This is a genomic window from Sphingopyxis sp. CCNWLW2 (genome assembly GCF_037095755.1).
Taxonomy (GTDB): Bacteria; Pseudomonadota; Alphaproteobacteria; order Sphingomonadales; family Sphingomonadaceae; genus Sphingopyxis.
The window spans coordinates 424,452-446,393 of sequence record NZ_JBAWKJ010000003.1 but is presented as its reverse complement, the minus strand read 5'-3'; the positions used below and the strand labels follow the sequence as shown (position 1 = coordinate 446,393).

General features: G+C 66.7%; 19 protein-coding genes, 1 tRNA gene and 1 riboswitch. Of the genes, 13 read left to right on the top strand and 7 right to left on the bottom strand.

Annotated features, from left to right (window positions below):
- The first annotated feature begins 22 nt into the window (after positions 1-22).
- The 6 genes from V8J55_RS19495 to V8J55_RS19470 all read left to right on the top strand — a co-directional run bounded on the left by V8J55_RS19495 (position 23) and on the right by V8J55_RS19470 (position 5,717).
- Positions 23-1,261: an MFS transporter gene (locus V8J55_RS19495; protein ID WP_336447253.1), complete on the top strand. Its 1,239-nt coding sequence runs from the start codon at positions 23-25 to the stop codon at positions 1,259-1,261.
- 141 nt (positions 1,262-1,402) lie between these two features.
- Positions 1,403-1,623, top strand: a riboswitch (cobalamin riboswitch).
- 177 nt (positions 1,624-1,800) lie between these two features.
- Positions 1,801-2,409, top strand: coding sequence for a cob(I)yrinic acid a,c-diamide adenosyltransferase (gene cobO, locus V8J55_RS19490; RefSeq protein WP_336447252.1), 609 nt, complete (start codon positions 1,801-1,803; stop codon positions 2,407-2,409).
- The gene (locus V8J55_RS19485) at positions 2,409-3,263 is read left to right on the top strand and encodes an ABC transporter substrate-binding protein (protein WP_336447251.1); all 855 of its coding nucleotides are present in this window, start codon (positions 2,409-2,411) and stop codon (positions 3,261-3,263) included. Before cobO ends, V8J55_RS19485 begins: the two co-directional genes overlap by 1 nt.
- Entirely contained in the window at positions 3,260-4,261 is a 1,002-nt protein-coding gene (locus tag V8J55_RS19480; RefSeq protein WP_336447250.1) for a FecCD family ABC transporter permease, read from the top strand. The genes V8J55_RS19485 and V8J55_RS19480 overlap by 4 nt, the downstream gene beginning before the upstream one ends.
- Positions 4,255-5,028: an ABC transporter ATP-binding protein gene (locus V8J55_RS19475; RefSeq protein ID WP_336447249.1), complete on the top strand. Its 774-nt coding sequence runs from the start codon at positions 4,255-4,257 to the stop codon at positions 5,026-5,028. Before V8J55_RS19480 ends, V8J55_RS19475 begins: the two co-directional genes overlap by 7 nt.
- Positions 5,025-5,717 (top strand): phytanoyl-CoA dioxygenase family protein, encoded by a 693-nt coding sequence (locus tag V8J55_RS19470; RefSeq protein WP_336447248.1) that lies wholly within the window; start codon positions 5,025-5,027, stop codon positions 5,715-5,717. Before V8J55_RS19475 ends, V8J55_RS19470 begins: the two co-directional genes overlap by 4 nt.
- A gap of 21 nt (positions 5,718-5,738) precedes the next feature.
- Here V8J55_RS19470 and V8J55_RS19465 read toward each other — a convergent pair whose 3' ends face one another.
- Complete coding sequence (locus V8J55_RS19465; RefSeq protein ID WP_336447247.1) at positions 5,739-8,291, bottom strand: family 20 glycosylhydrolase; 2,553 nt, start codon at positions 8,289-8,291, stop codon at positions 5,739-5,741.
- Between the two features lie 408 nt (positions 8,292-8,699).
- Here V8J55_RS19465 and V8J55_RS19460 point away from each other — a divergent pair, with 408 nt between their 5' ends.
- The 5 genes from V8J55_RS19460 to nagE all read left to right on the top strand — a co-directional run bounded on the left by V8J55_RS19460 (position 8,700) and on the right by nagE (position 16,200).
- Entirely contained in the window at positions 8,700-9,437 is a 738-nt protein-coding gene (locus V8J55_RS19460) for a GntR family transcriptional regulator (protein ID WP_336447246.1), read from the top strand.
- 344 nt (positions 9,438-9,781) lie between these two features.
- Positions 9,782-10,819 (top strand): SIS domain-containing protein, encoded by a 1,038-nt coding sequence (locus V8J55_RS19455; protein WP_336447245.1) that lies wholly within the window; start codon positions 9,782-9,784, stop codon positions 10,817-10,819.
- The gene (nagA, locus tag V8J55_RS19450; protein ID WP_336447244.1) at positions 10,816-11,982 is read left to right on the top strand and encodes an N-acetylglucosamine-6-phosphate deacetylase; all 1,167 of its coding nucleotides are present in this window, start codon (positions 10,816-10,818) and stop codon (positions 11,980-11,982) included. Before V8J55_RS19455 ends, nagA begins: the two co-directional genes overlap by 4 nt.
- Before the next feature lie 49 nt (positions 11,983-12,031).
- Complete coding sequence (ptsP, locus tag V8J55_RS19445) at positions 12,032-14,521, top strand: phosphoenolpyruvate--protein phosphotransferase (protein WP_336447243.1); 2,490 nt, start codon at positions 12,032-12,034, stop codon at positions 14,519-14,521.
- Positions 14,518-16,200, top strand: a complete 1,683-nt coding sequence (nagE, locus tag V8J55_RS19440; protein WP_336447242.1) for an N-acetylglucosamine-specific PTS transporter subunit IIBC — start codon at positions 14,518-14,520, stop codon at positions 16,198-16,200. The genes ptsP and nagE overlap by 4 nt, the downstream gene beginning before the upstream one ends.
- A 29-nt stretch (positions 16,201-16,229) precedes the next feature.
- On the opposite strand, the gene V8J55_RS19435 is transcribed toward nagE, so the two are convergent.
- The 3 genes from V8J55_RS19435 to V8J55_RS19425 form a co-directional block, all read right to left on the bottom strand.
- Complete coding sequence (locus tag V8J55_RS19435) at positions 16,230-16,565, bottom strand: NADH-quinone oxidoreductase subunit A (RefSeq protein WP_336447585.1); 336 nt, start codon at positions 16,563-16,565, stop codon at positions 16,230-16,232.
- 191 nt (positions 16,566-16,756) lie between these two features.
- Positions 16,757-17,077, bottom strand: coding sequence for a DMT family transporter (locus tag V8J55_RS19430; protein ID WP_336447241.1), 321 nt, complete (start codon positions 17,075-17,077; stop codon positions 16,757-16,759).
- Between the two features lie 88 nt (positions 17,078-17,165).
- Positions 17,166-17,241 (bottom strand) — tRNA-Trp (locus V8J55_RS19425).
- A 92-nt stretch (positions 17,242-17,333) separates the two neighbouring features.
- On the opposite strand from V8J55_RS19425, the gene V8J55_RS19420 reads away from it, so the two are divergent.
- A complete protein-coding gene (locus V8J55_RS19420; RefSeq protein ID WP_336447240.1) occupies positions 17,334-18,278 on the top strand; it encodes a DMT family transporter in 945 nt (314 codons plus the stop codon).
- Positions 18,275-18,898: a glutathione S-transferase family protein gene (locus V8J55_RS19415; RefSeq protein WP_336447239.1), complete on the top strand. Its 624-nt coding sequence runs from the start codon at positions 18,275-18,277 to the stop codon at positions 18,896-18,898. Before V8J55_RS19420 ends, V8J55_RS19415 begins: the two co-directional genes overlap by 4 nt.
- A 330-nt stretch (positions 18,899-19,228) precedes the next feature.
- Here the strand turns inward: V8J55_RS19415 and V8J55_RS19410 are convergent, their stop codons facing one another.
- The 3 genes from V8J55_RS19410 to V8J55_RS19400 form a co-directional block, all read right to left on the bottom strand.
- A complete protein-coding gene (locus V8J55_RS19410; RefSeq protein WP_336447238.1) occupies positions 19,229-19,582 on the bottom strand; it encodes a hypothetical protein in 354 nt (117 codons plus the stop codon).
- Between the two features lie 75 nt (positions 19,583-19,657).
- Positions 19,658-21,217: a fatty acid--CoA ligase gene (locus V8J55_RS19405; RefSeq protein WP_336447237.1), complete on the bottom strand. Its 1,560-nt coding sequence runs from the start codon at positions 21,215-21,217 to the stop codon at positions 19,658-19,660.
- A 101-nt stretch (positions 21,218-21,318) separates the two neighbouring features.
- A complete protein-coding gene (locus V8J55_RS19400; protein WP_336447584.1) occupies positions 21,319-21,936 on the bottom strand; it encodes a DUF938 domain-containing protein in 618 nt (205 codons plus the stop codon).
- Between the last annotated feature and the right edge of the window lie 6 nt (positions 21,937-21,942).

Below are 21,942 nucleotides of genomic sequence, written 5' to 3'. Positions count from 1 at the left end.
AAGCGGGGTTAGGCGCAGACAAGTGAGTCCCGACACGCCATCCCCGCCGTCGTCTTTCGCGCCATTCCGCTACCCGGCGTTTCGCGCGATCTGGATCGCGAACCTCGCGTCGAACATGGGGTCGATGATCCAGTCGGTCGCTGCCGCGTGGCTGATGACCGAACTCACCAATTCGCACCTGCTGATCGCGCTGGTGCAGGCAAGCGCCACGATCCCGATCCTGCTGCTCGCCGTCTTTGCGGGCGCGATCGCGGATAATTTCGACCGGCGGCGGGTGATGCTCGCGGCGCAGACGGGAATGCTCATCGTCTCGGCGGCGTTGACATTGACGACGTATCTCGACGCGATCACGCCGCTGTCGCTGCTCTTCTTCACCCTCGCGGTCGGGTGCGGGACCGCGCTCAACGGACCCGCGTGGCAAGCGTCGGTGCGGTTGCAGGTCGGACCAAGGGACCTGCCGCAGGCGATCGCGCTCAACACCATCGCCTATAATCTCGCGCGCAGCGTCGGTCCGGCGCTTGGCGGGCTGCTGATCTCGATCGTCGGCACCGCCGCGGCCTTTGGCCTCAATGCGATCAGCTATATCGTGCTGATCGTCGTGCTGCTGCGCTGGCGTCCAGAAACCACGCCGCGGCGCCGCACCTCGATGATGACCGCGATCGCCGCGGGCATCCGTTTCTGTGCGCATTCGGACCCGGTGCGCCGCGTGTTGATCCGTGGCTTTGCCTTCGGCTTTGGCGCGGCGGGGTTTCAGGCGCTGCTGCCGTCGCTCGTCCGCGACCGGCTGCACGGGACCGAGGTCATCTATGGGCTATGCCTTGCCGCGTTCGGGGCGGGGTCGATTTTCGGTGCGCTGCTGGTGAGTTCGGCGCGGCACCGCTGGGGCAGCGACCGGGTGGTGACCGCCGCCTCGCTCATTTTTGCCGCCGCGATGCTGCCCGTCGCGCTGACCGCCAGCCTGCCGTGGGTCATCGTCGCCGCCTTTGTCGCGGGCGGCGCATGGGTGTCGACGCTAACCACGCTCAACGTCGCGATGCAGCTGCGCTCGCCCGAGGAAATCCTCGGCCGCTGCCTGTCGATCTATCAGGCCGTCACCTTCGGCGCGATGGCGCTTGGTGCCTATACGCTCGGGCTGATCGCCGATCTGGCATCGCTGCCGACCGCGATCCTGATTTCGGCTGGCTGGCTTATCCTGACAGCGCTGGTGCTGCGCTTCGTCGCGCCGATGCCGCGGCGCGACGAAGGCAGGTTGTTGCCCTAGACGCGCGGCCTTCCATAACGCGCATAGAGCGCCGACAGCACGAATAGGGTAAGCAGCCGCGGCGCGACGGGGCCCGTCGAACGCCAATAGGCATTGCGAAAAAGCGCGGCTCCTTTATGGGCTGCGCAGGCGGGGCTTGCCCCGCGCATGATCGCGTCGGTGCCCGAGAGGGCTTAAAATGGGAACGCGGTAACGGGGTTCGTCCTGACCCCCCGAAGCCGAGGCTGTCCCTGCAACTGTAAGCGGCGAGCGCGATGCACCGTTCGGGTTCCGATCCGAACAGCCACTGGGGCCACCCTGGGAAGGCGTGCATCAAGCCCTGACCCGCGAGCCAGGAGACCTGCCGGCGTGGGTCGCTCAATGCCAAGGCCCAGGGAAAGGCCGCGGCACGGAGGTTTCCGTCGAGCGACGACCAGGCGGCTGGAGCCGCTTCGGTGCCGGAGGCGCAGGCATTACGCCGCTTGCGACGCCAGCATCGGTCGATCGCGCCCGCGCATCGGCAGGCTCCGCCTTCGTTGCCGGCGTGCGGGGGTCTTCCCATGAAAACGCGTACCGACGCCGAACACACGGCGAAGATGAAGAAGATCCAGGCCGCGCGGGCGAAGAAGGTCGCGACGAAAACCGTCGAAAAGGGCCTGATCATCGTCCACACCGGCCCCGGCAAGGGCAAGACGTCGGCCGCACTCGGCATGGCGGTGCGCGCGATCGGACACGGGATGAAGGTCGGCGTCATCCAGTTCGTGAAGGGCGCGATGGCGACGGGCGAGAAAGCGGTGTTCGACCGCTTCCCCGACCTGATCGAATTCAAGCCGATGGGCGAAGGCTTCACCTGGGACACGCAGGACCGCACGCGCGACATCGCGGTGGCGCGTGAAGCGTGGGACGAGGTCAAGCGGATGATCGCCGACCCAAGCTATGCGATGGTCATTGCCGACGAGCTCAATATCGTGCTGCGTTACGATTATCTGCCGGTGGGTGAGGTGCTCGAAGCGCTCGCCGCCAAGCCGGAGATGACGCATGTCATCATCACCGGCCGCAATGCGCCGCAGGAGCTGACCGACGTCGCCGACCTGGTGACCGAAATGGCGCAGGTGAAACATCCGTTCCGCGAACAGAATGTGAAGGCGCAGCGGGGGATCGAGTTCTGATGTCGCGCCGCTTCCTTCTGGCGCTTGCCGCGCTGCCGGGCGGCGCGGGCCTGTTATGGGCGGCCTCCCCCGCCCCGCCTGCGAAGGCGCCCGCGCTTCCGCAGCGCATCGTGTCGATCAACATGTGCGCCGACCAGCTTGTGCTTGCGCTCGCCGATCGGGAACAGATCGCGGGGCTGACCAAAAATGCGACCGACCGCGAAATGTCGGGCGAGGCAGCCAAGGCGCACGGCATCCCGCTGCTCAGCAATTCGGCCGAGCAGATCCTCGCGATCGAACCCGATCTGATCGTCGGCATGCCCGCGAGCCGCAGCGCAGCATTGGCGGCGCTGCCGAAGCAGAACTACCCGCTGCTCGACCTCGCAACCCCGAACACGCTCGGTGAAATCTACACATCGATCCGCGAAACCGCCGGCGCGGTCGGCCATCCCGAGCGCGGCACCGCGCTGATCGCGCGGATGGAGGGCGAGCTGGCCGGCCTGCCGAAGCCCGGCAAGGGCCGCGTCGCCGCCTATTACCAGCGGCGCGGCTATATGACCGGCACGGGTACGCTGATCGACGAGCTGATGACGCGCGTCGGGCTGATCAACCTCGCCGGCAAGCTCGGCAAACCGCCGCTGTCGCAATTGAGTCTTGAAGAGATGGTCGCGGCCCAGCCCGACTTTTTGATCGTCGAGAGCGCGACCGACAAAATCACCGACCAGGGAAGCGAAATGCTGCATCACCCGGCGCTCAAGGACATCCCGCGTATCAGCGTGCCGCAAGCGTGGACGGTGTGCGGCAGCCCCGCTTACACGCAGGCAGCGCGCAGCATGGCGGCGCAAATCGCGCAGCTCGAAGGGAAAGGCGCATGAGCCGCTTCGCCATGCCCCGCTGGTCGTTGATCGCCGCGCTGTCGGCACTCACGCTCGTTGCCGCAGTCGCATCGCTGCTGTTCGGTGCGGTCGACCTGTCGGTCGCGCGGCTCGTCGATGCCGCGATGGGCAACAACGACAAGGTTGCGTCGATCATCCTCTTCGATCTCCGTCTGCCGCGCACCATCCTCGCGCTCGCCGTCGGCGCGATGCTCGGGCTCGCGGGGGCGGCGCTGCAGGGCTATCTGCGCAATCCGCTCGCCGAACCGTCGGTACTCGGCACGTCGAACGCGGCAGCGCTCGGCGGCGTCGCCGCGATCTATTTCGGGTTGGCCGAAATTCATCCGATCGTGTTGCCGGTGCTCGCCACCGGCGGCGCACTTCTGTCGCTCGCCTTGCTCTTCATCCTTTCGGGCAAGGCCGAAAGCCCGCTGACCTTGATCCTCGCCGGCATCGCGGTCGGGACGCTGGCGGTGGCGGGGACGAGCCTCGCGCTCAACCTGTCACCCAATCCCTTTGCGGCGATGGAGATTATGACGTGGCTGCTCGGCAGCCTCGAAAACCGCTCGTTCGACCATGTGTGGATCGCGCTGCCGTGCATCGCGATCGGCACCGCGATGCTGCTGTGGAACGGCCGCGCGCTCGACGCGCTGACGCTCGGCGAGGATGCCGCGCAGGCGCTCGGCACCGATCTTCGGCAGACGCGGCTCCGGCTGCTCATAGGCACCGCGATCGGGGTCGGCGGTGCGGTGGCCGTAACGGGCGCGATCGGTTTTGTCGGGCTGATCGTTCCGCACCTGATCCGTCCGCTCACCGACCGCAGCCCCTCGGCGATCCTGCTGCCCTCGGCGATCGGCGGCGCGGCGTTGCTGACGCTCGCCGACCTTGGCGTGCGGATCATCCCGACGACAAACGAACTCAAGCTCGGCGTCGTCACGGCGTTCCTCGGCGTCCCGGTCTTCCTTGTTCATCTGATGCGGGAGCGACGGCTATGGTGAGCCTGGCCCTCGACCATGTTGGCGTGACGCTCGGCCGCCGCGCCGTCGTCCACGACGTCAGTGCCACATTCGGTCCCGGCACGCTGACGGGGATCGTTGGCCCCAATGGCGCGGGCAAGTCGACGCTGGCACGCGCGATGCTTGCCTTGGTGCCGGCAAACGGGACGGTGCGCGTCGACGGCGCCGATGCCGCGGCGATGCCGCGCGCCGACCTCGCGCGGCGCATCGCCTATGTGCCGCAGGGGCAGACGCTACACTGGCCGCTGACGGTCGAGCGGCTTGTCGGGCTGGGGCGGCTGCCGCATCTCGCGCCGATGTCACGGATCGCCGATGCCGACACCGCGGCGATCGAGCGCGCGATGGAGCGTGCCGACGTGCTCGACCTGCGCGAGCGGATCGCGACCGAATTATCGGGCGGCGAGCGCGCGCGCGTGCTGTTCGCGCGTGCGCTGGCGGTCGAAGCGCCGGCGCTGATCGCCGACGAACCGCTCGCGAGCCTCGACCCGGGGCACCAGATCGACGTGATGGATATGCTGCGCGCCGAGGCGGCGGCCGGCGCGCTGGTGATCGCAGTGCTGCACGACCTGACGCTCGCGGCGCGCTATTGCGACCGGCTACTGCTGATCGACGAAGGCCGGATCGTCGCCGACGGCACGCCCGCCGAAGTGCTGACCGCCGAGCGACTGCGTGCGGTCTATGGCATCGACGCAGAGGTCGAGACGGGCGGCGAGTGGCCGACGATCACTTTGTTCGGCCGCGCCCGATGAGCGCCGAAACGCTGTTCGCCGAGCAGGGGTATGCCGCGGTGCCGCTGTTCGATCCGGAGGTTGTCCGCGCGGCCGCGGCCGATATCGCCGAGCATGTCGACCGCGTGTCGCGTGCGCTGTACCTGCCGTTCGAACAAAGTTGCCCCGACGCCCCGCCGAGCGAACGGATCGACCGCGTGTACGCACACGAGCGCAGTGTCGCGAATTTGCTGCGCGTCGCGGTCTGCACCGACGCGCATCGCGGGCCGAAGCTTCAGGCACTCGCGAACGACCCGCGGCTGATCGAGGCCGCCGAGCGGCTCGGCGGCCGCGCGCTGTCGGGAAAGATCGCACGCGTCCGCGCGAGCATCGCCTGCTTTCCCGAGCATCGCCACGCCTGGCACAGCGACGTTGCGCGCGACGACGGCACCGGATGCGGCAAGGTCATGGTGACCGCGTGGATCCCGCTGAGCGATGCGGGCCCCGAAAACGGCGGACTGGAGATCGCAGCGGGGCGCCAGCCCGCACCGCTGGCGAGCGACGGCGATGACGGCTTCGAAATCTCCGAATGGCGGCTTGCCGGCCTGCCGCGTGTTCAGCCCGAATGCCCGGCGGGCACGGTGTTGTTCCTCGATCGTTTCACCCCGCACCGCACGCTTCCCGCGCGCGCGACGCGCTTTGCGCTCGTCATATGGATGAAGGCCGCCTGACCCGGTCCGCCGCGGCCCGTCCTACCGCGCGGGTTCGACCCGAACCGTCCGGCTGGCGCGCTTGCCATCGGCGGAGCGGCTGCGCAGTTCTACGGCGCCGCTGACCGCCACCGGCCCGGCATAGCGCGTCCACGCGCCGCCCTCGACACGATATTCGATCGCGGTGCCGGGGAACATGCTGTTCGCCTGAAGCTTGCCGTTCGCGATCCGCGCGCCCGGGGGGGCGACACGATAGGCGACGCCCATTTTTTCGAGCATCGGGAACTGCGCCGCGGTGCGCCCGGCGAAATCCTGCCATCCCGCCTTGAGCTTCACGGCGTCGACGCGTGTGTCGCCCCATTCATAACTCGCCCCCGCCTGATAGGCCGGAGTCCACGGCGCCGGCGCCCACGCGCGTTCGGCGAGCGCGAGCAGGCGCGGGAAGAGCATATAATCGACCTGCGCGTCCGTGCGGATCGTCTCACTCCAGAGCTGCCCTTGCAGTCCCGCGACGCGGCGGCCCGGTTGCAGAACGGGCTTGTCCTCGATCGCCTTGCCTTCGGCCTGGATGTTGCGGATCGTCGCGGCGTTGGCGGGCAGGTTGCCCGGCATGAAGCCGAACACCTGATACGGGTCGACGCCGCGCGACGCCCAGTTATAACCACTCTCGTCGGGGTGCGGCGCATAGGGCATGTCGAAATAACCAAGGTCGGGGATCGACAGCACGGCGTCCCAACCACGGTTCATCTGGTCGTGCGCCTCGCGAATCGCGCCGGCGTGCAGCACGCCCCAGATGTTCGTTTGCACCTCCTTTGGCATGCGCGCGGTTTCGGTATGCCCCATGCCGTCGCTCCAACCGGCGGCCTGCAGCCCCTTGGCGGCGAGGTTTTTGCTCACGCGCTCGATGAAGCGCGGGGTGAGCTTGCCCGCATCACCGCCATTTTCGGCGATCATCGCCTTGCAGGCGGGCGATTTGACCCAAGCGCCCGCGGTCTCGTCGGCGCCGAGGTGGAAGGTCTTGAGCGGCACGCCTGCCTGGCGGTGCATGTCGGCGAGCGCATCGACCACCGTGTCGACGAAGCGATAGGCGGCGGGCAGGCAGACATTGAGCGTGTTGTCGTTGTAATGCTGGACGCTGCGATATTCGGTGGCGTCGGCGGGGTCGATCAGCCGGTACGTCTCGGCCTCAGCCTTCTTGCCCGCGGCGGCCAGGCGGGCATAGCGCGCCTCCATCGCCCTGATCGCAGCGCGCGAGTGGCCGGGCATGTCGATCGACGGGATGACCTCGATCTGCCGCGCCGCCGCCGCCTGCACGATCGCGACATAGTCGGCAACGCTCAGATAGCCGTTGACGCCCCCGGCGCCGTCGGGCCCCGCGCCCAGCTGCGGCAGGAGGCACGTCTGTTCGGCGGGATCGTGGCAGCGTTTCGACCCGACCGCGGCCAGTTCGGGGAACGCCGGGATTTCGATGCGCCAGCCTTCGTCGTCGGCGAGGTGGAGGTGCAGCTTGTTGAGCTTGTATGCCGCCATCGCTTCGACCAGCTTCAAAATCTGGTCGCGCCCATGGAAGTTGCGGCCAAGGTCGATGTGGAGGCCGCGGAAGCCATATTCGGGCGCATCCTCGATGTGGAGCGGCGCGAGCTTGCCCTTGTCGAACGCCGCCTGTTGCGCCAGCGAGCGCAGCGCGTGGCTCGCCCCCGCCGCGTCGTGCGCGGTGATGGCAATGCCCGATGCCTTGACGTCGAGAATATAGCCCTCGGCCTTTTTCGCGGCGGCGGGATCGATGCGGATCGTCAGCGGCAGCGCGCCGCCCTCGGGCGACCCGAGCGCCGCCAAGGCAGGCGCAACCGCGCTGCGTTCGACGCCGTTCAGTGTCAGCGCGACGCCGCGGGTAAGATCCACCGCCCGCCCCCTGCCCTGCATCGCTTTCGCGGGCTTCGGCAGGATCACGACGCCCTTCGCTTCGGGCGCCAGCCGTGCGGCCTGCACATCGAAGGCGCGTTCGGCGGTCAGCCAGCGCGTCTTGTCGGCATCGCCCTTGGTCGCGAGCTTCGCCTCATCGGTCATCGGCGCGACAAAAGGCAGCGTCTCGAGCCCGGTCTCGGGATCGATCACCGCGCGCGTCGCCGCGATGGTGCGCGGTTTCAGCCCGTCGGCAACCAGATAGGCGTTGGGCATCGCGAACGCCTTTGAAAAATTCGAGCCGACGCCCCACAGCCTGATCTCGTGCGTCGAACCGGGGCGCAGCGTCACGCCGGGTTTCAGCGTCAATTGCTGGACGTCACCATTGACGTGGCGGTGCATGAAAATGTCGCTTTCGACGCGTGGCAGCGGATTGACGAAGCTGAAAGTGAGCGCGAGTCCCTTGGTCGGCAGGTCGGCGGGCAGCGTTTCGGGAAGGGTCAGCGTGATCGTCGACAGAAAACAACCCTCGATCCCGACCGGGCACACCGGGCGGTTGTCGACCACCTGGAGCCGATAACCCAGCGTGTCGGCGAAACGGTCGAGCGCGGCTTGCGACGACGTGTCTGCCGCCAGAGCCTGAGGGGCGGCCAGCGCCGCAATCGCTATCCCGATCAACCCCGTGGCCCGCATTCCCATTCTCCCGATCGATAATTTGTATCTAATTTGTCATGTAGAAACTAACCGGTCAACGCCTTTCCATTCGGCTGTTTTATAGGAAAAAATAGCAAAGTTTCTGGAAGGTTCGAATTTTTCCTCGTGGCGACCGCCAAATTGGTTTTATATTAGTATTGCAACCTGGTGTCGCTAGAGCGCGATCGTCGCGCCTTGTGCCGGGTGGCGCCTTGGCCGTTACGACCCTGACGGCGAAAAGCCGAATTGGTCCTATCTCAATCGCGTGAGGCGCACGCAATCGGGTGGCCCCTTTTGCGCGAACGGTTGGCAACAAAGATTGACGCGACGATACCAATGCAACACATAAGGCTGCGGCGCTGGCCCTATCGGCTGAAGCGCCTTTACAACCGGATGGAGCAAACGTCCTTGTCACTGATCGAACGCGTGGGTCCGCTGCAAAAGGACGATCCCACCCCGCTGTACCTTCAGTTGCAGAAGGTCCTGCGCGACGCGATCGAGGGACAATTGGTCAAGGCCGAAGAGGCCATCCCGACCGAACGCGACCTCGCCGAGGAATTTGATGTCTCGCGCATCACCGTGCGCAAAGCGATCGACGGGCTGGTCGCCGATGGAATCGTTGCACGGCGCCGCGGCGCGGGAACCTTCGTCACACGGCCGCGCGTCGAGAAAAGCTTCTCCAAGCTCACTTCCTTTTCGGAAGACATGGTGTCGCGCGGACGCAAGCCGCACAGCAAGTGGATCAGCAAGACCGCGGGCGCGGTGACGCCCGAGGAAGCGCTGTCGCTCGGCCTGTCGCCGGGCTCGCTCGTCTATCGCTTCCACCGCATCCGCTATGCCGACGACACGTCGATGGCGCTCGAATATGCGACGATCCCGGCTTATTGCCTGCCATCGGTCGAGACGGTCGGCGCGTCGCTCTATGAGGCGCTCGAAGCGGCGGGGCATCTGCCCGTGCGTGCGCTCCAGCGACTGCGCGCGGTCGCCTTCAGCGCCGAACAAGCCGAGGTTCTGGGGATCGAGACTGGCACGCCCGGCCTGTTCATCGAACGGCGCGGGTTCCTGCCCGACGGCCGCACCGCCGAGTTTACCCAGAGCTATTATCGCGGCGACGCCTATGACGTCGTGGCGGAGCTCAACGGATAGGCCGCGCAAAAAACCTCTACGCAGATCCTGGCTAAGCCGCGCGGCGACTCGCCCCGCGCAACGCGAGATGCGCAGCCGAATCCTCGCAGCCTGCATGATCTGCACAAGACCAATAGCAGCCGAAATTCATTACCAATAAGCTACAAGCCCGCGCGCTGTCGGTGGCGGGCCGTGGTCATGCAAAATGCAATCGAGGGAGGCTATGCGCGCTGAAATGGGCGCGCCACAAGGGATGGACGGTCAAAATCCGATAGTAGCAAACATATATCTTGATAGGACATATATAACCTATATAGTACCAATATATCGAGGGCTGCACAGCACCGACCGGGAGACAAGATTCTATGACGCCGAACGCCGCATCGGACGGACGACAGACGCTGATGGAGCAGGAAGCAGGCGAGGCGGCGGGCGGCGTCGCAAGGATGCTGGAGGCGAATCGCGACGCCTTCGCCGCGATCGCCCGGCGCCTGCGCGCCTCGCCCCCCGCGGCGGTCGTCACCTGCGCGCGCGGATCGTCGGATCATGCGGCGACCTATGCCAAATATCTGATCGAGACGATGACGGGGACGCCGACCGCGTCGGCCGCGCTGTCGATCGCGTCGCTCTATGACGTCCCCGCGGTCGCAGGCAATCGCCTCTGCCTCGCGATTTCGCAGTCGGGGAAAAGCCCCGACCTGCTCGCCGCCGTCGAACAGCAGCGCGATGCCGGCGCCTTTGTCGTCGTGCTGGTCAATGCCGAAGGCTCGCCACTCGCAGCCCTCGCCGACGTCGTGATCCCGCTGTCCGCCGGGGTCGAACGGTCGGTGGCCGCGACCAAATCCTATATCGCCTCGCTCGCCGCGATCGCCGCACTCGTCGCGGCCTGGTCGGAAGACGCGGCGCTTGAAAGTGCGCTGACCGCCCTGCCCGATCAGCTTGCACGGGCGTTCGCGCTCGACTGGTCGCCCGCGGTCGGCGCCTTTCAGGGTGCCACGAACCTGTTCGTTCTCGGGCGCGGCTATGGCCTTGGCGTGGCGCAGGAGGCGGCGCTTAAATTCAAGGAAACCTCGGGGCTCCATGCCGAAAGTTTCAGCGCTGCCGAGGTGCGCCACGGCCCGATGGCGATCGTCGGCGATGCCTTTCATGTCCTCGCGCTCGGCGGCACCGACCGCGCCGCCGCCGGCGTTCGCGAGGTCGCCGACGAGTTTCGCGGGCGCGGCGCCACCGTCTTGCTCGCCGATCCCGCGGGCGGCGACCTGCCCGCTATCGCGGCGCATCCGGCGATCGAGCCGATCATGCTGATCCAGAGCTTTTACCGCATGGCGAGCGCGCTGGCGCTGGCCCGGGGGCACAACCCCGACTCGCCTCCACATCTCAACAAGGTTACCGAGACTCTATGATCTTTCGTTTCCATAACGGCCGGGTCGCACTGCCGTCCGGCGTCGTCGGCGCGGTGGACATCGCCGTCGCCGACGGCACCGTCACCGCCGTCACTCAAGCGGCCGACACGCCCGCAGACCGGGAGATCGATCTGGACGGCGGCTGGCTCCTCCCCGGCTTCGTCGACACCCAGGTCAATGGCGGCGGCGGGGTGCTGTTCAACGACCAGGTCGATGTCGAAGCGATCGCGGCGATCGGCGCCGCGCATGCGCGCTATGGCACCACCGCCTTCCTGCCGACGCTGATCAGCGACACACCGGCGCAGATCGCCGCCGCGCTCGCCGCGGTCGACGCCGCGATCGAGCAAGGGGTTCCGGGCGTCGTCGGCATCCATATCGAAGGCCCGTTCATCAACGAAGTGAAGCGCGGCATCCACGAGGCGCATCGTATCCGCCGCCTCGACGACGCCATCCTTACGACGCTCACCGCGCCGCACCGCGGGCGCGTGATGCTGACGCTGGCGCCCGAGCTGTGCGACGAGGACGACATCCGCACGCTCGTCCGCCACGGGGTGATCGTCAGCGCGGGGCATAGCGATGCGACCTATGACGAAGCGCAGCGCGCGATCGGCGCGGGGCTGTCGGGTTTCACCCATTTGTTCAATGCGATGTCGCCGCTGCACCACCGCAATCCGGGCGCGGTCGGCGCGGCGTTCGACTCCGATACCTGGTGCGGACTGATCGTCGATGACGTCCACCTGCACCCCGCGGTCGTGCGGCTGGCGGTCCATGCGAAGGGCAAGGACCGCATCATGCTCGTCACCGACGCGATGCCGAGCGTCGGCACCGATGTCAGCGAATTCACGCTGCAGGGCAAGCGCATCGCGGTGAAGGACGGCGTCTGCATTTTCGAGGATGGCACGCTCGCGGGCACGCACCTCGACATGGCGTCGGCGCTGCGCAAGACGGTGGAGGTGACGGGGCTGCCTGTGCCCGATGTGTCGGCCATGGCGAGCGCGACGCCTGCCGCTTTCCTGTCGCTGCAGGACAGTATCGGCGCGATCGCACCCGGGCAGCGCGCCGACTGGGTGTGGCTGAGTGCGCAGCTCGCGCCGCGTGCCACATGGATCGGCGGGCGGATCGTTCCGGAAACCGCATCGGACCTTGTCCAAGCCGCACAATGATAAACAAGCCGCACAACAACAAGCGGCGAAAGTTTTGGGGAATAAGCCGATGAGCTTGATCATCACCTCTCCGCTCAGAGGATGGGCGACGACGCTGGACAGCGTTCCCGATCCCGTTTTTGCCCAGCGCATGATGGGCGACGGCGTCGCGATCCAGCCGCTCGGCGATACCGTCGTCGCGCCGTTCGACGGCGAGGTGGTAACGCTCCACGACGCGGGCCACGCGATTTCGCTGCGCAGCGCCGAGGGCGCCGAGGTGCTGATCCATATCGGGCTCGATACCGTGATGCTGAAGGGCGAAGGCTTCACCCCGCTCGTCGCGATCGGCGACAAGGTGTCGCGCGGCGATCCGCTGATCCACTTCGATCTCGACGCCGTCGCGCTAGCCGCGACGAGCCTGATCACCCCGGTGATCGTGACCAATGCCGAGGCGTTTGCGATCAGCCGCCGCACCGTCGATTGCGCGATCGGCGCATGCGAAGCACTGATGACATTGGTCCCGGTACAGGCTGAGGCGCGCCGCCGGTCGGATGACGGCACGGTGGTCGAACAGGCGGTGACGCTGTCGCTGCCGCACGGCATCCACGCGCGCCCCGCGGCACGGATCGGGGAGACGGCACGGCGGTTCGAGGCCGACGTGCATCTGCTGAACGGCGACAAGCGCGGCGATGCGCGCAGCACCGTGGCGCTGCTCGCGCTCGGCACAGGCTTTGGCGATGACGTCATCGTGCAAGCGCGCGGCGGCGATGCCGAGGCGGCGCTCGCCGCCGTCGTGGCGCTGCTCGCAACCGACATGGGCGAAGGCGCGCCGGCAGCGACATCGGTCGCGCCGATCAACGAGCAGGTGCTGCGCGCGGGACAGATCGGGGGCGTTATCGCGTCGCCCGGCCTTGCGATGGGCCCCGCGGCGCGGTTGCGGCAGGCCGAGATTGCGGTCGCGCGCGATGGCTCGGGCCCGGTCGAGGAGCGCGCCGCGCTGCTCGCGGCACGCAGCGACGTTCGCGGCCGGATCGCGGCGCGCGCCGACAGCGCGGACGGCAGCGTCGCGGCGGTCATGCACGCGCATCTGGCACTGATCGACGATCCCGAACTGCTTGCGGGCGCGGAGAAGCGCATCGTCGAGGGACGCAGCGCGGGCTTCGCGTGGCGCGGGGCGATCCACGACCAGGTCGATGCTATCCGCGCGACGGGCAACGCGCATCTGATCGAACGCATCGACGACCTGATCGATATCGAGCGCCAATTGCTGTCGACGCTGACGGGCACTCCGCTCGACGGCAATGCCATTCCGGCCGGAGCAATCATAGTTGCCGAAGACCTACTGCCGTCGCAGCTCGTGACGCTCGCAGCCGCGAAACCTGCCGGCATCTGCCTCGCACGCGGCGGCCCGACCTCGCATGTCGCGATCCTATGCGCGGGCATGGGCTTGCCTGCGCTCGTCGCGATGGGCGACGCGCTCGATGCGGTTGCCGACGGCGCGCCGCTCTTGCTCGACGCAGAGATGGGGCATGCCACGGTCGCCCCCTCACCCGCCGATAGCGAAGCCTTCACGGCGCGCCTCGCCAAGCGCGATGCGCGGCGCGAAGCCGCAAAGGCGGCAGCGCGGGATGCTTGCCAAACGGCCGACGGCACGCGCATCGAAATCTTCGCCAATATCGGCACGGTCGAAGACGCCGTGCTGGCCGCCGAACAGGGCGCCGAGGGATCAGGACTCGTCCGCAGCGAGTTCCTGTTCCTCGCTCGCGATACCGCGCCGTCCGAGGATGAGCAGCACGCCGCCTATCAGGGCATCGCCGACGCGCTCGCCGGCAAGCCGGTGATCATCCGCCTGCTCGACATCGGCGGCGACAAGCCCGCCGCCTATATCCCTATCGCGCACGAGGAAAATCCGGCGCTCGGCCAGCGCGGTATCCGCGTCGCGCTCGCACAGCCCGACCTGCTCGAAACGCAGCTTCGCGCGATCCTGCGCGTCCAGCCCGCCGGCCAGTGCAAGATCATGATTCCGATGGTCGCGAGCCTCGACGAGCTGCGCCAGGTTCGCGCGATCGTCGAGCGACTGCGCGGCGAAATGGGGATAGCAACACCGGTCGAGGTCGGCGTGATGGTCGAAACCCCCGCGGCGGCGATGACCGCCGACCTGCTCGCCGCCGAGGCCGATTTCCTGTCGATCGGCACCAACGACCTGACCCAATATGTGCTCGCGATGGATCGCGGCAATCCGGCGGTCGCCGCCGGGGTCGACGCGATGCACCCCGCGGTGCTGCGCATGATCGGCGAAACCTGCCGCCTCGCCACCGCGCGTGGACGCTGGGTCGGCGTGTGCGGCGGGCTCGCCTCGGATCCCGCGGCGTTGCCAATCCTGGTCGGGCTCGGCGCCACCGAACTCTCGGCCGTCCCCGGCTTCGTCGCCGAGGCGAAGCAGATCGGGCGCGGCCTCACCCTGATCGAAGCACGCGCGCATGCCGAACTCGCGTTGCAATGCAAGTCGGCGGCCGAGGTTCGCGCGCTCGCCCGCGCATTCGAGGAGACACGGCGATGAGAAAGATGCTCGAAACGCTCCAGCCGCTCGGCCGCGCGCTGATGCTGCCGATCGCGGTGCTGCCGATCGCGGGTCTGCTGCTGCGCATCGGCCAGCCCGACCTGCTCGATATCGCCTTCATCTCGGCGGCGGGCGGCGCGATTTTCGAAAACCTCGGCATCCTCTTCGCGATCGGCGTCGCGGTCGGCTTTGCGCGCGACGGCAATGGCGCCGCGGCGCTCGCGGGCGTCGTCTGTTACCTCGTCACCACCACCGGCGCACAGACCTTCCTGACGGCACCACCCGATATTGGTGCGGGTTTGCCCGAGGCGGCGGCGGCGCTCGCTGCGAAGAATTGGGCGCTCACGCAAATCGACAAGCTTGAGGTGCCGATAGGCATATTCTCCGGCCTCATCGGCGGCAATTTCTACAACCGCTTCGCGACCATCGCGCTCCCCGAATATCTCGCCTTCTTCGGCGGCCGGCGCTTTGTGCCGATCGCCAGCGGGGTCGCGGGGCTGCTGCTCGCCGCCGTCATCGGCTATGGCTATGCGCATATCAGCGGCGCGATCGATACCGCGAGCCGCACCGTGGTCGAAAGCGGCAGCGCCGGTCTCTTCGTCTATGGCGCGCTCAACCGGCTGCTGATCGTCACCGGGCTCCACCACATCATCAACAACGCCGCCTGGTTCCTCGTCGGCGATTTCGGGGGCGCGACGGGCGATCTTCGCCGCTTCTTCGCGGGCGATCCCAATGCGGGCGCATTCATGTCGGGCTTTTTCCCGGTGATGATGTTCGGCCTGCCCGCCGCGTGCCTCGCCATGTATCACGAGGCGCGGCCCGAGCGGCGCAAGGCGGTCGGCGGCATGCTCTTCAGCCTCGCCTTCACCAGCTTCCTGACCGGGGTGACCGAGCCGATCGAGTTCACCTTCATGTTCGTCGCGCCCCTGCTCTACGCGATCCACGCGCTGCTCACCGGCGTCGCGATGGCGCTGATGAACGCGCTCGACGTGAAGCTCGGCTTCGGCTTCTCGGCGGGGCTGTTCGACTATGTGCTGAACTTCAGCCTCGCGACGCGGCCGTGGATGCTGCTGCCGGTGGGCGCTGCCTATGCCGCGCTCTATTACGGCCTGTTCCGCTTCTTCATCCGCCGTTTCGACCTCGCGACGCCGGGACGCGAAAAGGGCGTCGTCGCCGAAACCGCCACCCAATCGGCGGGCGGCGCGCGCGGCGGAGCCTTTGTCGCGGCACTCGGCGGCGCGGCCAATCTGGTCAGCGTCGATGCCTGCACCACGCGCCTGCGCCTGATCGTCGCCGACCAGCAGGCCATCGACGACGACGCGCTGACCGCGCTCGGCGCGCGCGGCATCATCCGCCCGTCGGAAAAGGCGGCGCAGGTCGTGCTCGGCCCGATCGCCGACCTGGTCGCCGAGGAAATCCGCGGCGCGCTGGCGTGGAGCGGCGCCGCGGCGGCGGCGACGCTGACCCCGGTGATAGCTGGTGGCACCGACGCCTCGGGGCTCCCGGCGGAGATTGTCGGCGCGCTCGGCGGCGATGCCAATGTCCGCACCGTCCACGCGCTCCATGGGCGCTTCCGGGTCGAACTCGCCGATGCGGGGCGCGTCGACGAGGGCGCGCTCGCCCGGATCACGCACGGGATCGTCCGCCCGCGACCCGACATCTGTCACATCCTGCTATGACATAGGACGGGCGCCTTCCCGTCCCACGGCTAATCCCAGTCGAGCGCGCCCTTTTTCCATTCGTAGATGAAACCGATCGTCAAAATGCCGAGGAAGACCATCATCGCGCCCCACGCCTCCCAACCGAGGTCGAGCACGACGACGGCCCAAGGGAAGAGGAAGGCGGCCTCAAGGTCGAAAATGATGAACAGAATCGCGACAAGATAGAAACGGACGTCGAACGGCTTGCGCGGTGCCTCGAAGGCCGGAAAGCCGCATTCATATTCCGAAAGCTTCTCGCTGTCCGGGGCGTGGGTTCCGGTGAAGCGCGACACCGCCATCGGCAGGAAGACGAACAGAAGCGACAGCGCCAGCGCGACGCCCATAAAAATCAGGATCGGAAGATATTCGATCAACAGCGCGGATGACGATCCCACATTCACGCCGGACACGGATTTGGACAGCACGGCGGCCTCCTTTGGAAGTCGCCGGGCCGTCCCGGACCTGATGCCGGCGCACCGCCCCTTGGGCCGGATGCGCCGGGGAGGACGTGGCCTCACTTGTCAGGACGCGCCGGTCAGGCGGGCGCGGACAGCTTCATCATCACCAGTCCGCTGACGATCAGCAGCGCGGCGGTAATCCGCATCGCATTCGCCTGTTCGCCGAGGACGAAGATGCCGACAAGGAACGCCCCGACCGCACCGATCCCGGTCCAGATCGTGTAGGCGGTGCCGAGCGGCAGCGACTTCATCGACAACGACAGCAACGCGAAGCTTATAATCATCGCGACAATCGTGACGGCGGTCGCGCCGGGGCGCGTGAAGCCCTCGGACTGCTTCATCGAATAAGCCCACACGATTTCGAAAATTCCGGCAATCGTCAAATATATCCAGGCCATGACAGCCTCCTTTAAAGGCTGCCGGGCCGTCCCGGACTTGCAAGCCCGCGCGCGGCGCAGGCGAGGACGTGGCCTCTTTTTGGCGACCTGGCAGGGGCAGTAGGACTCGAACCTACGACCCTCGGTTTTGGAGACCGATGCTCTACCAACTGAGCTATACCCCTAGGCCGGAGTGCGCCACTAGCCGGATTGCGAAGGCGGGGCAAGAGGGATCACGGGTTGCGTGGGCGGGCCGGGCTGATATGCGCAATTTCGCATGAGCGTAGCGCCGTCCCCTGCCCCGTCCGACGGGCCCCCGCAGAATTATCTGGGCGGCATCGGGCTGCGGTTGCTCGCGATGGTCAGCCTGTCGCTGATGTTCGTGCTCGTCAAATATATCGACGCCGCGGGCATTCATATCGTCGAGAGCCTGTTCTGGCGGCAGGCGCTCGTCCTGCCCTTCTTACTGCTCTGGGTGCAGGCGACCAGCGGCCTGTCGTCGCTCAAGACGCAGCGGATCGGCGCGCACGCGCGGCGAATGCTTATGGGGCTGACCGGCATGGCGTGCAATTTCGGCGCGATGATCCTGCTGCCGATGGCCGAGGCGACGACGATCAGCCTGTCGGTGCCGATCTTTGCCGTGATCTTCGCCGCATTGATCCTTGGCGAGGCGACGGGGTGGCAGCGATGGAGCGCGGTGATCGTCGGCTTTATCGGCGTCCTCGTCGTGCTCGATCCCATTTCGAGCTTCGCGGGTGGATTCGGCGGCACGCACGGCCTCGGCACGATCGTTGCACTCACAGGCGCGATTATGACCGCGCTGATCACCATTGCCGTGCGCGACCTCGGCCGCACCGAAAATGCGGGGACGATCGTTTTCTGGTTCAGCCTGTTGTCGATGATCCCGCTCGGCATCGCCCTGCCCTTCGTCATCACGCCGCACGACGGCCATGAATGGCTGCTCCTGATCGGGCTCGGCTTTCTCGGCGCGGTCGTCCAGATGTCGCTGACCGGCGCGCTGCGCCTCGCGCCGGTGTCGGTCGTGATCCCGATGGATTATTCGAGCCTGCTCTGGGCGATCGCCGCGGGCTGGTGGTTCTTTGGGACCTTGCCCGCCGACACGACATGGGTCGGCGCGCCGCTGATCATCGCGTCGGGCCTGTTCATCGCCTGGCGCGAACATCGCCGCCATATCGACCGCCCGAAGGAGGTTGCCGCATGACGCGTCCGATCTTGTATCACTGCCCCGACGCCCGCTCTTTGCGCTGCCTGTGGGCGGTCGAGGAAGCCGGGATCGACGTCGACCTCAAGCTGCTCAAATTCCCGCCGCGCGCGTTCGAGCCCGATTATCGCGCGGTCAATCCGCTGATGACGATCCCAGGCTGGGTCGAGGACGGGCAGTTGATGACCGAATCGGCGGCGATCTGCGAGCGGATCGCCGAAGGGACGCCGCTCGAAGTGCGCCGCGATGAGGCGGATTATTGGGCGTGGCGCAACTGGCTCCACCGCAGCGACGCGACGCTGACCTTCCCGCTCGCGATTATGATCCGCTACACGCGCGTCGAACCCGAGGAGCGTCGACTGGCCCAAGCGGTCGAGGATTACAAAGCTTTCTTCGGCGGCCGTGCAAAGAGCATCGAGGCGGCGCTGAGCGACGGGCGCGAGTGGCTGGTCGCGGGGCGCTTCACGATCGCCGATATCGTGATCGGCTACGCCGCCTTCCTTGCGACGACTTTGGGCGCCGACGATGTCCTGGGCGATGCGACAAAGGCGTGGCTGGACCGCTGCATGGCGCGCGACGGCTTCCGGCGCGCTCGCGCGCGGCAGAAAGCCGCCGCCTGACGGAAAAGGGCTCCACCATCAGGTGAAGCCCTTCGTGCCCCCCGTGCATGGCAACGCCAACGGAGAAAACGCATCGGCCTTTCGGGGTGTAGGTCGCGTGAAAGGCCGAATGTGGGGCCAATTTATGGTGCGCGGGAGAGGTTGGCTTTCACATTCTCACGGCCGCGGTTGGCAATCCAAACCTGCAACCAAATCAACTCAGGGGTGGGAAGCGGACAACGATTTTCCACCTTCGTCATGCCGGACGTGATCCGGCATCCACGACCACTTCGGTTGCCTGGACCCCAGATCAAGTCCGGAGTGACGATGAAAAATGTCCGCAATCAATCGTTAGCTGCCATCGCGTTCCAATCGGGATCCACCCCGAGGCTTGTCTGGATGCGCACGGCGCCACCGGAGCCCGACCATCAGGACGAAGGGCCAGAATATCGTATTGAGGACGTCGAGCGCACTGTCCGGCATCCGCAACGCGCCGTGCGCGATGCGGTCGGCAACCTCCTTCGCAAGGGCCGCAGCCAGGACGAACAGAAACGGCGTCCATGTTGCAAGCGAACGCCGGGTCACGATCCGGGCGAGAAACAGAACGACCATGCCGCCGTGCACATGCAGCAAGCTGTCCGATGCACCCGTACTTATACCGAGCGCGGAGCTCAGCGGACGGTAGAATTCGATGAGGCTTTCCATCGGCACGCGCTAGAACACAGGATAAATGAACCTGTTGTTACCGGCAGCAGATGACGCAAAAGAAACGTCAATCGTTCAATTCACCATCCGCGCATAGCCTTCCCAATAGGGCGCACGCAGGTCCTTGCGCAGAATCTTGCCGCTCGCATTGCGCGGCAATGCGTCGATCACGTCGATGCTGCGCGGGCATTTGAACGCCGCGATGCGCTCGCGCGCCCAGGCGATGATGTCGGCTTCGTCGGCCGTGGCGCCGGGCTTGGCGACGACGACGGCCTTCACCGTCTCCCCCCATTTTGCGTCGGGAATGCCGATCACCGCGACCTCCTGCACCGCGGGATGACCGAAAATTGCGCTTTCGACCTCGGCCGGATAGACATTCTCGCCGCCGGTGATGATCATGTCCTTCATCCGGTCGTGGATGAAGAGATAACCGTCCGCGTCGAGGTAGCCCGCGTCGCCGGTACGGATCCAGCCGTCGTCGGTCATCGTCTTCGACGTCGCTTCGGGCAGGTTCCAATATCCGAGCATATTGTTCGACGAGCGCGTGACGACCTCGCCCACCTCGCCCAGCGGGACCGATTGGCCGTCAGGCCCGAGGATGACGATTTCGACCCCGGGAAGCGCCTTGCCCGCCGAACGCATGCGCGCATTGCCTTCGGGGTCATGGTCCTCGGGCGGTAGCATCGAGATCGTGCCGGTCGTCTCGGTCATGCCATAGGCCTGGATGAACTGGGCGCCGAACATCTTGATGCACTGGCGGAGCAGATCGAGCGGGATCGGTGCGGCGCCATAGAGGATATATTTTAGGCGGCTGTAATCGACGCTGGCGCAGCGCGGGTGCATGAGCAGCATCTGCAGCGCCGCGGGGACGATGAAGAAGCGCGTCACGCCATGCTGCTCGACCGCGTCGAACACCCCGTCGGGGTTGAATTCGGCAAGGATGATGCCGGGGAGCCCCGATGCGAGCGCCATGATGCCGAGCCCCGTGCCGCCGATATGCGCGCACGGCATCGCGACCAGCACCGCCTCGTCATCCTCCCATTTGGTATAGGGGAGGTCGAGCGTGCTCGAATGTTTGCGCAGCGCGAAGAGGTTTTGGTTCGACAGCACCGCGCCCTTGGGATTGCCGGTGGTGCCCGAGGTGTAGAGCTGGAGCACCGCGTCGTTGGCGCCCGATGGGTCAAAGGGTACGCGCTCGGCCGCGTCGATCATCGCCCATGCATCGGCGGCGCCGACAATCGCGGGGTCGTTCTGCAACTTGCCCGCGAGTTGTTCGGCTAGCCCGTCGAACCCCGGCCCCGCGAACACGATCTTCGCCTGCGTGTCATTGACGATGAACGCCCATTCGGTTGGCGACAGGCGCCAGCCGATCGGCGCCATCACAATGCCCGCGCGCGCTGCGCCGTAGAAGAGCGTGAAATAGAGGTCGCTGTTCTTGCCGATCCACGCGATGCGGTCGCCCTTCTTCAGCCCCGCCGCGATCAAAGCCGATGCTGCGCGCGCGGTGCGATCGTCGAGTTCGGCGTAGCTATAGACGCGATCCTCTTCGCGCAGCGCCACCCGGTCGGGGCGCTCGCTGGCCCAATGGGTCAGGAATTCGTCGAACGTAAACAGCTCCGAAACGTCGCGGCCCATCGGCTCTCTCTCCTCGAATCGCGTCTTTTGCGCGCAATCGAGGAAAGGCTAGCGACTGTACCCGCGAGGTAAAGCGCCGATCGCCAATCCTGTCAGGTCCGTCAGGTGCGGCGGAACAGCAGCATCAGATTGTTCGCGGGCATCGCGCGGCGCTCGGCGAAGGCGAAACCGGCATCGGCGGCGGCGGCTTTGACGGCATCGGTATCGCGCAGGCCCCATGCGGGATTGCGGCTGCGCAGGCTGTCATCGAAGGCGAGATTGCTTGTCGCCGTCTGAACATCGGGTTCGATATAAGGGCCGTAGAGGACCAGCGGCGCGCCGGGGGCGAGCAGCCGCGCCGCGCCCGCGAACAGGCCCAGCGTGGCGTCCCACGGGCTGATATGGACCATGTTGATGCAGAGAATCGCATCGGCGCGGTCGACGGGCCAATAGGCGGCGGCCGCATCGAGCGCGACCGGCGGCGCGATATTCGCGAGACCGGCGTCGGCACGGTACGCCGCTATCGAGCCCAGCCCGGCGGGATCCGGGTCGCTCGGCTGCCAGTCGAGCTGCGAGAAGGCGGCGGCGAAGTGGACGGCGTGCTCGCCCGACCCGCTCGCGACTTCCAGCACCGTTCCCGTCGCGGGCAACCAATCGGCGAGCACCGCAACGATAGCGTCACGATTGCGTAGCGTCGCGGGAGCATGGCGCTTGTCGCCTAGCGCGCCATCGCCCGGCATCCAGGG

Coding starts and splice junctions, on each gene's coding strand:
- V8J55_RS19465 (WP_336447247.1), bottom strand. CDS start 8,291: ATGCGGGCCACGGGGTTGATCGGGATAGCGATTGCGGCGCTGGCCGCC.
- nagA (WP_336447244.1), top strand. CDS start 10,816: ATGATCTTTCGTTTCCATAACGGCCGGGTCGCACTGCCGTCCGGCGTC.
- V8J55_RS19410 (WP_336447238.1), bottom strand. CDS start 19,582: ATGGAAAGCCTCATCGAATTCTACCGTCCGCTGAGCTCCGCGCTCGGT.
- ptsP (WP_336447243.1), top strand. CDS start 12,032: ATGAGCTTGATCATCACCTCTCCGCTCAGAGGATGGGCGACGACGCTG.
- V8J55_RS19470 (WP_336447248.1), top strand. CDS start 5,025: ATGAGCGCCGAAACGCTGTTCGCCGAGCAGGGGTATGCCGCGGTGCCG.
- nagE (WP_336447242.1), top strand. CDS start 14,518: ATGAGAAAGATGCTCGAAACGCTCCAGCCGCTCGGCCGCGCGCTGATG.
- V8J55_RS19405 (WP_336447237.1), bottom strand. CDS start 21,217: ATGGGCCGCGACGTTTCGGAGCTGTTTACGTTCGACGAATTCCTGACC.
- V8J55_RS19475 (WP_336447249.1), top strand. CDS start 4,255: ATGGTGAGCCTGGCCCTCGACCATGTTGGCGTGACGCTCGGCCGCCGC.
- V8J55_RS19485 (WP_336447251.1), top strand. CDS start 2,409: ATGTCGCGCCGCTTCCTTCTGGCGCTTGCCGCGCTGCCGGGCGGCGCG.
- V8J55_RS19455 (WP_336447245.1), top strand. CDS start 9,782: ATGACGCCGAACGCCGCATCGGACGGACGACAGACGCTGATGGAGCAG.
- cobO (WP_336447252.1), top strand. CDS start 1,801: ATGAAAACGCGTACCGACGCCGAACACACGGCGAAGATGAAGAAGATC.
- V8J55_RS19420 (WP_336447240.1), top strand. CDS start 17,334: ATGAGCGTAGCGCCGTCCCCTGCCCCGTCCGACGGGCCCCCGCAGAAT.
- V8J55_RS19480 (WP_336447250.1), top strand. CDS start 3,260: ATGAGCCGCTTCGCCATGCCCCGCTGGTCGTTGATCGCCGCGCTGTCG.
- V8J55_RS19415 (WP_336447239.1), top strand. CDS start 18,275: ATGACGCGTCCGATCTTGTATCACTGCCCCGACGCCCGCTCTTTGCGC.
- V8J55_RS19430 (WP_336447241.1), bottom strand. CDS start 17,077: ATGGCCTGGATATATTTGACGATTGCCGGAATTTTCGAAATCGTGTGG.
- V8J55_RS19400 (WP_336447584.1), bottom strand. CDS start 21,936: ATGCCGGGCGATGGCGCGCTAGGCGACAAGCGCCATGCTCCCGCGACG.
- V8J55_RS19435 (WP_336447585.1), bottom strand. CDS start 16,565: ATGGGCGTCGCGCTGGCGCTGTCGCTTCTGTTCGTCTTCCTGCCGATG.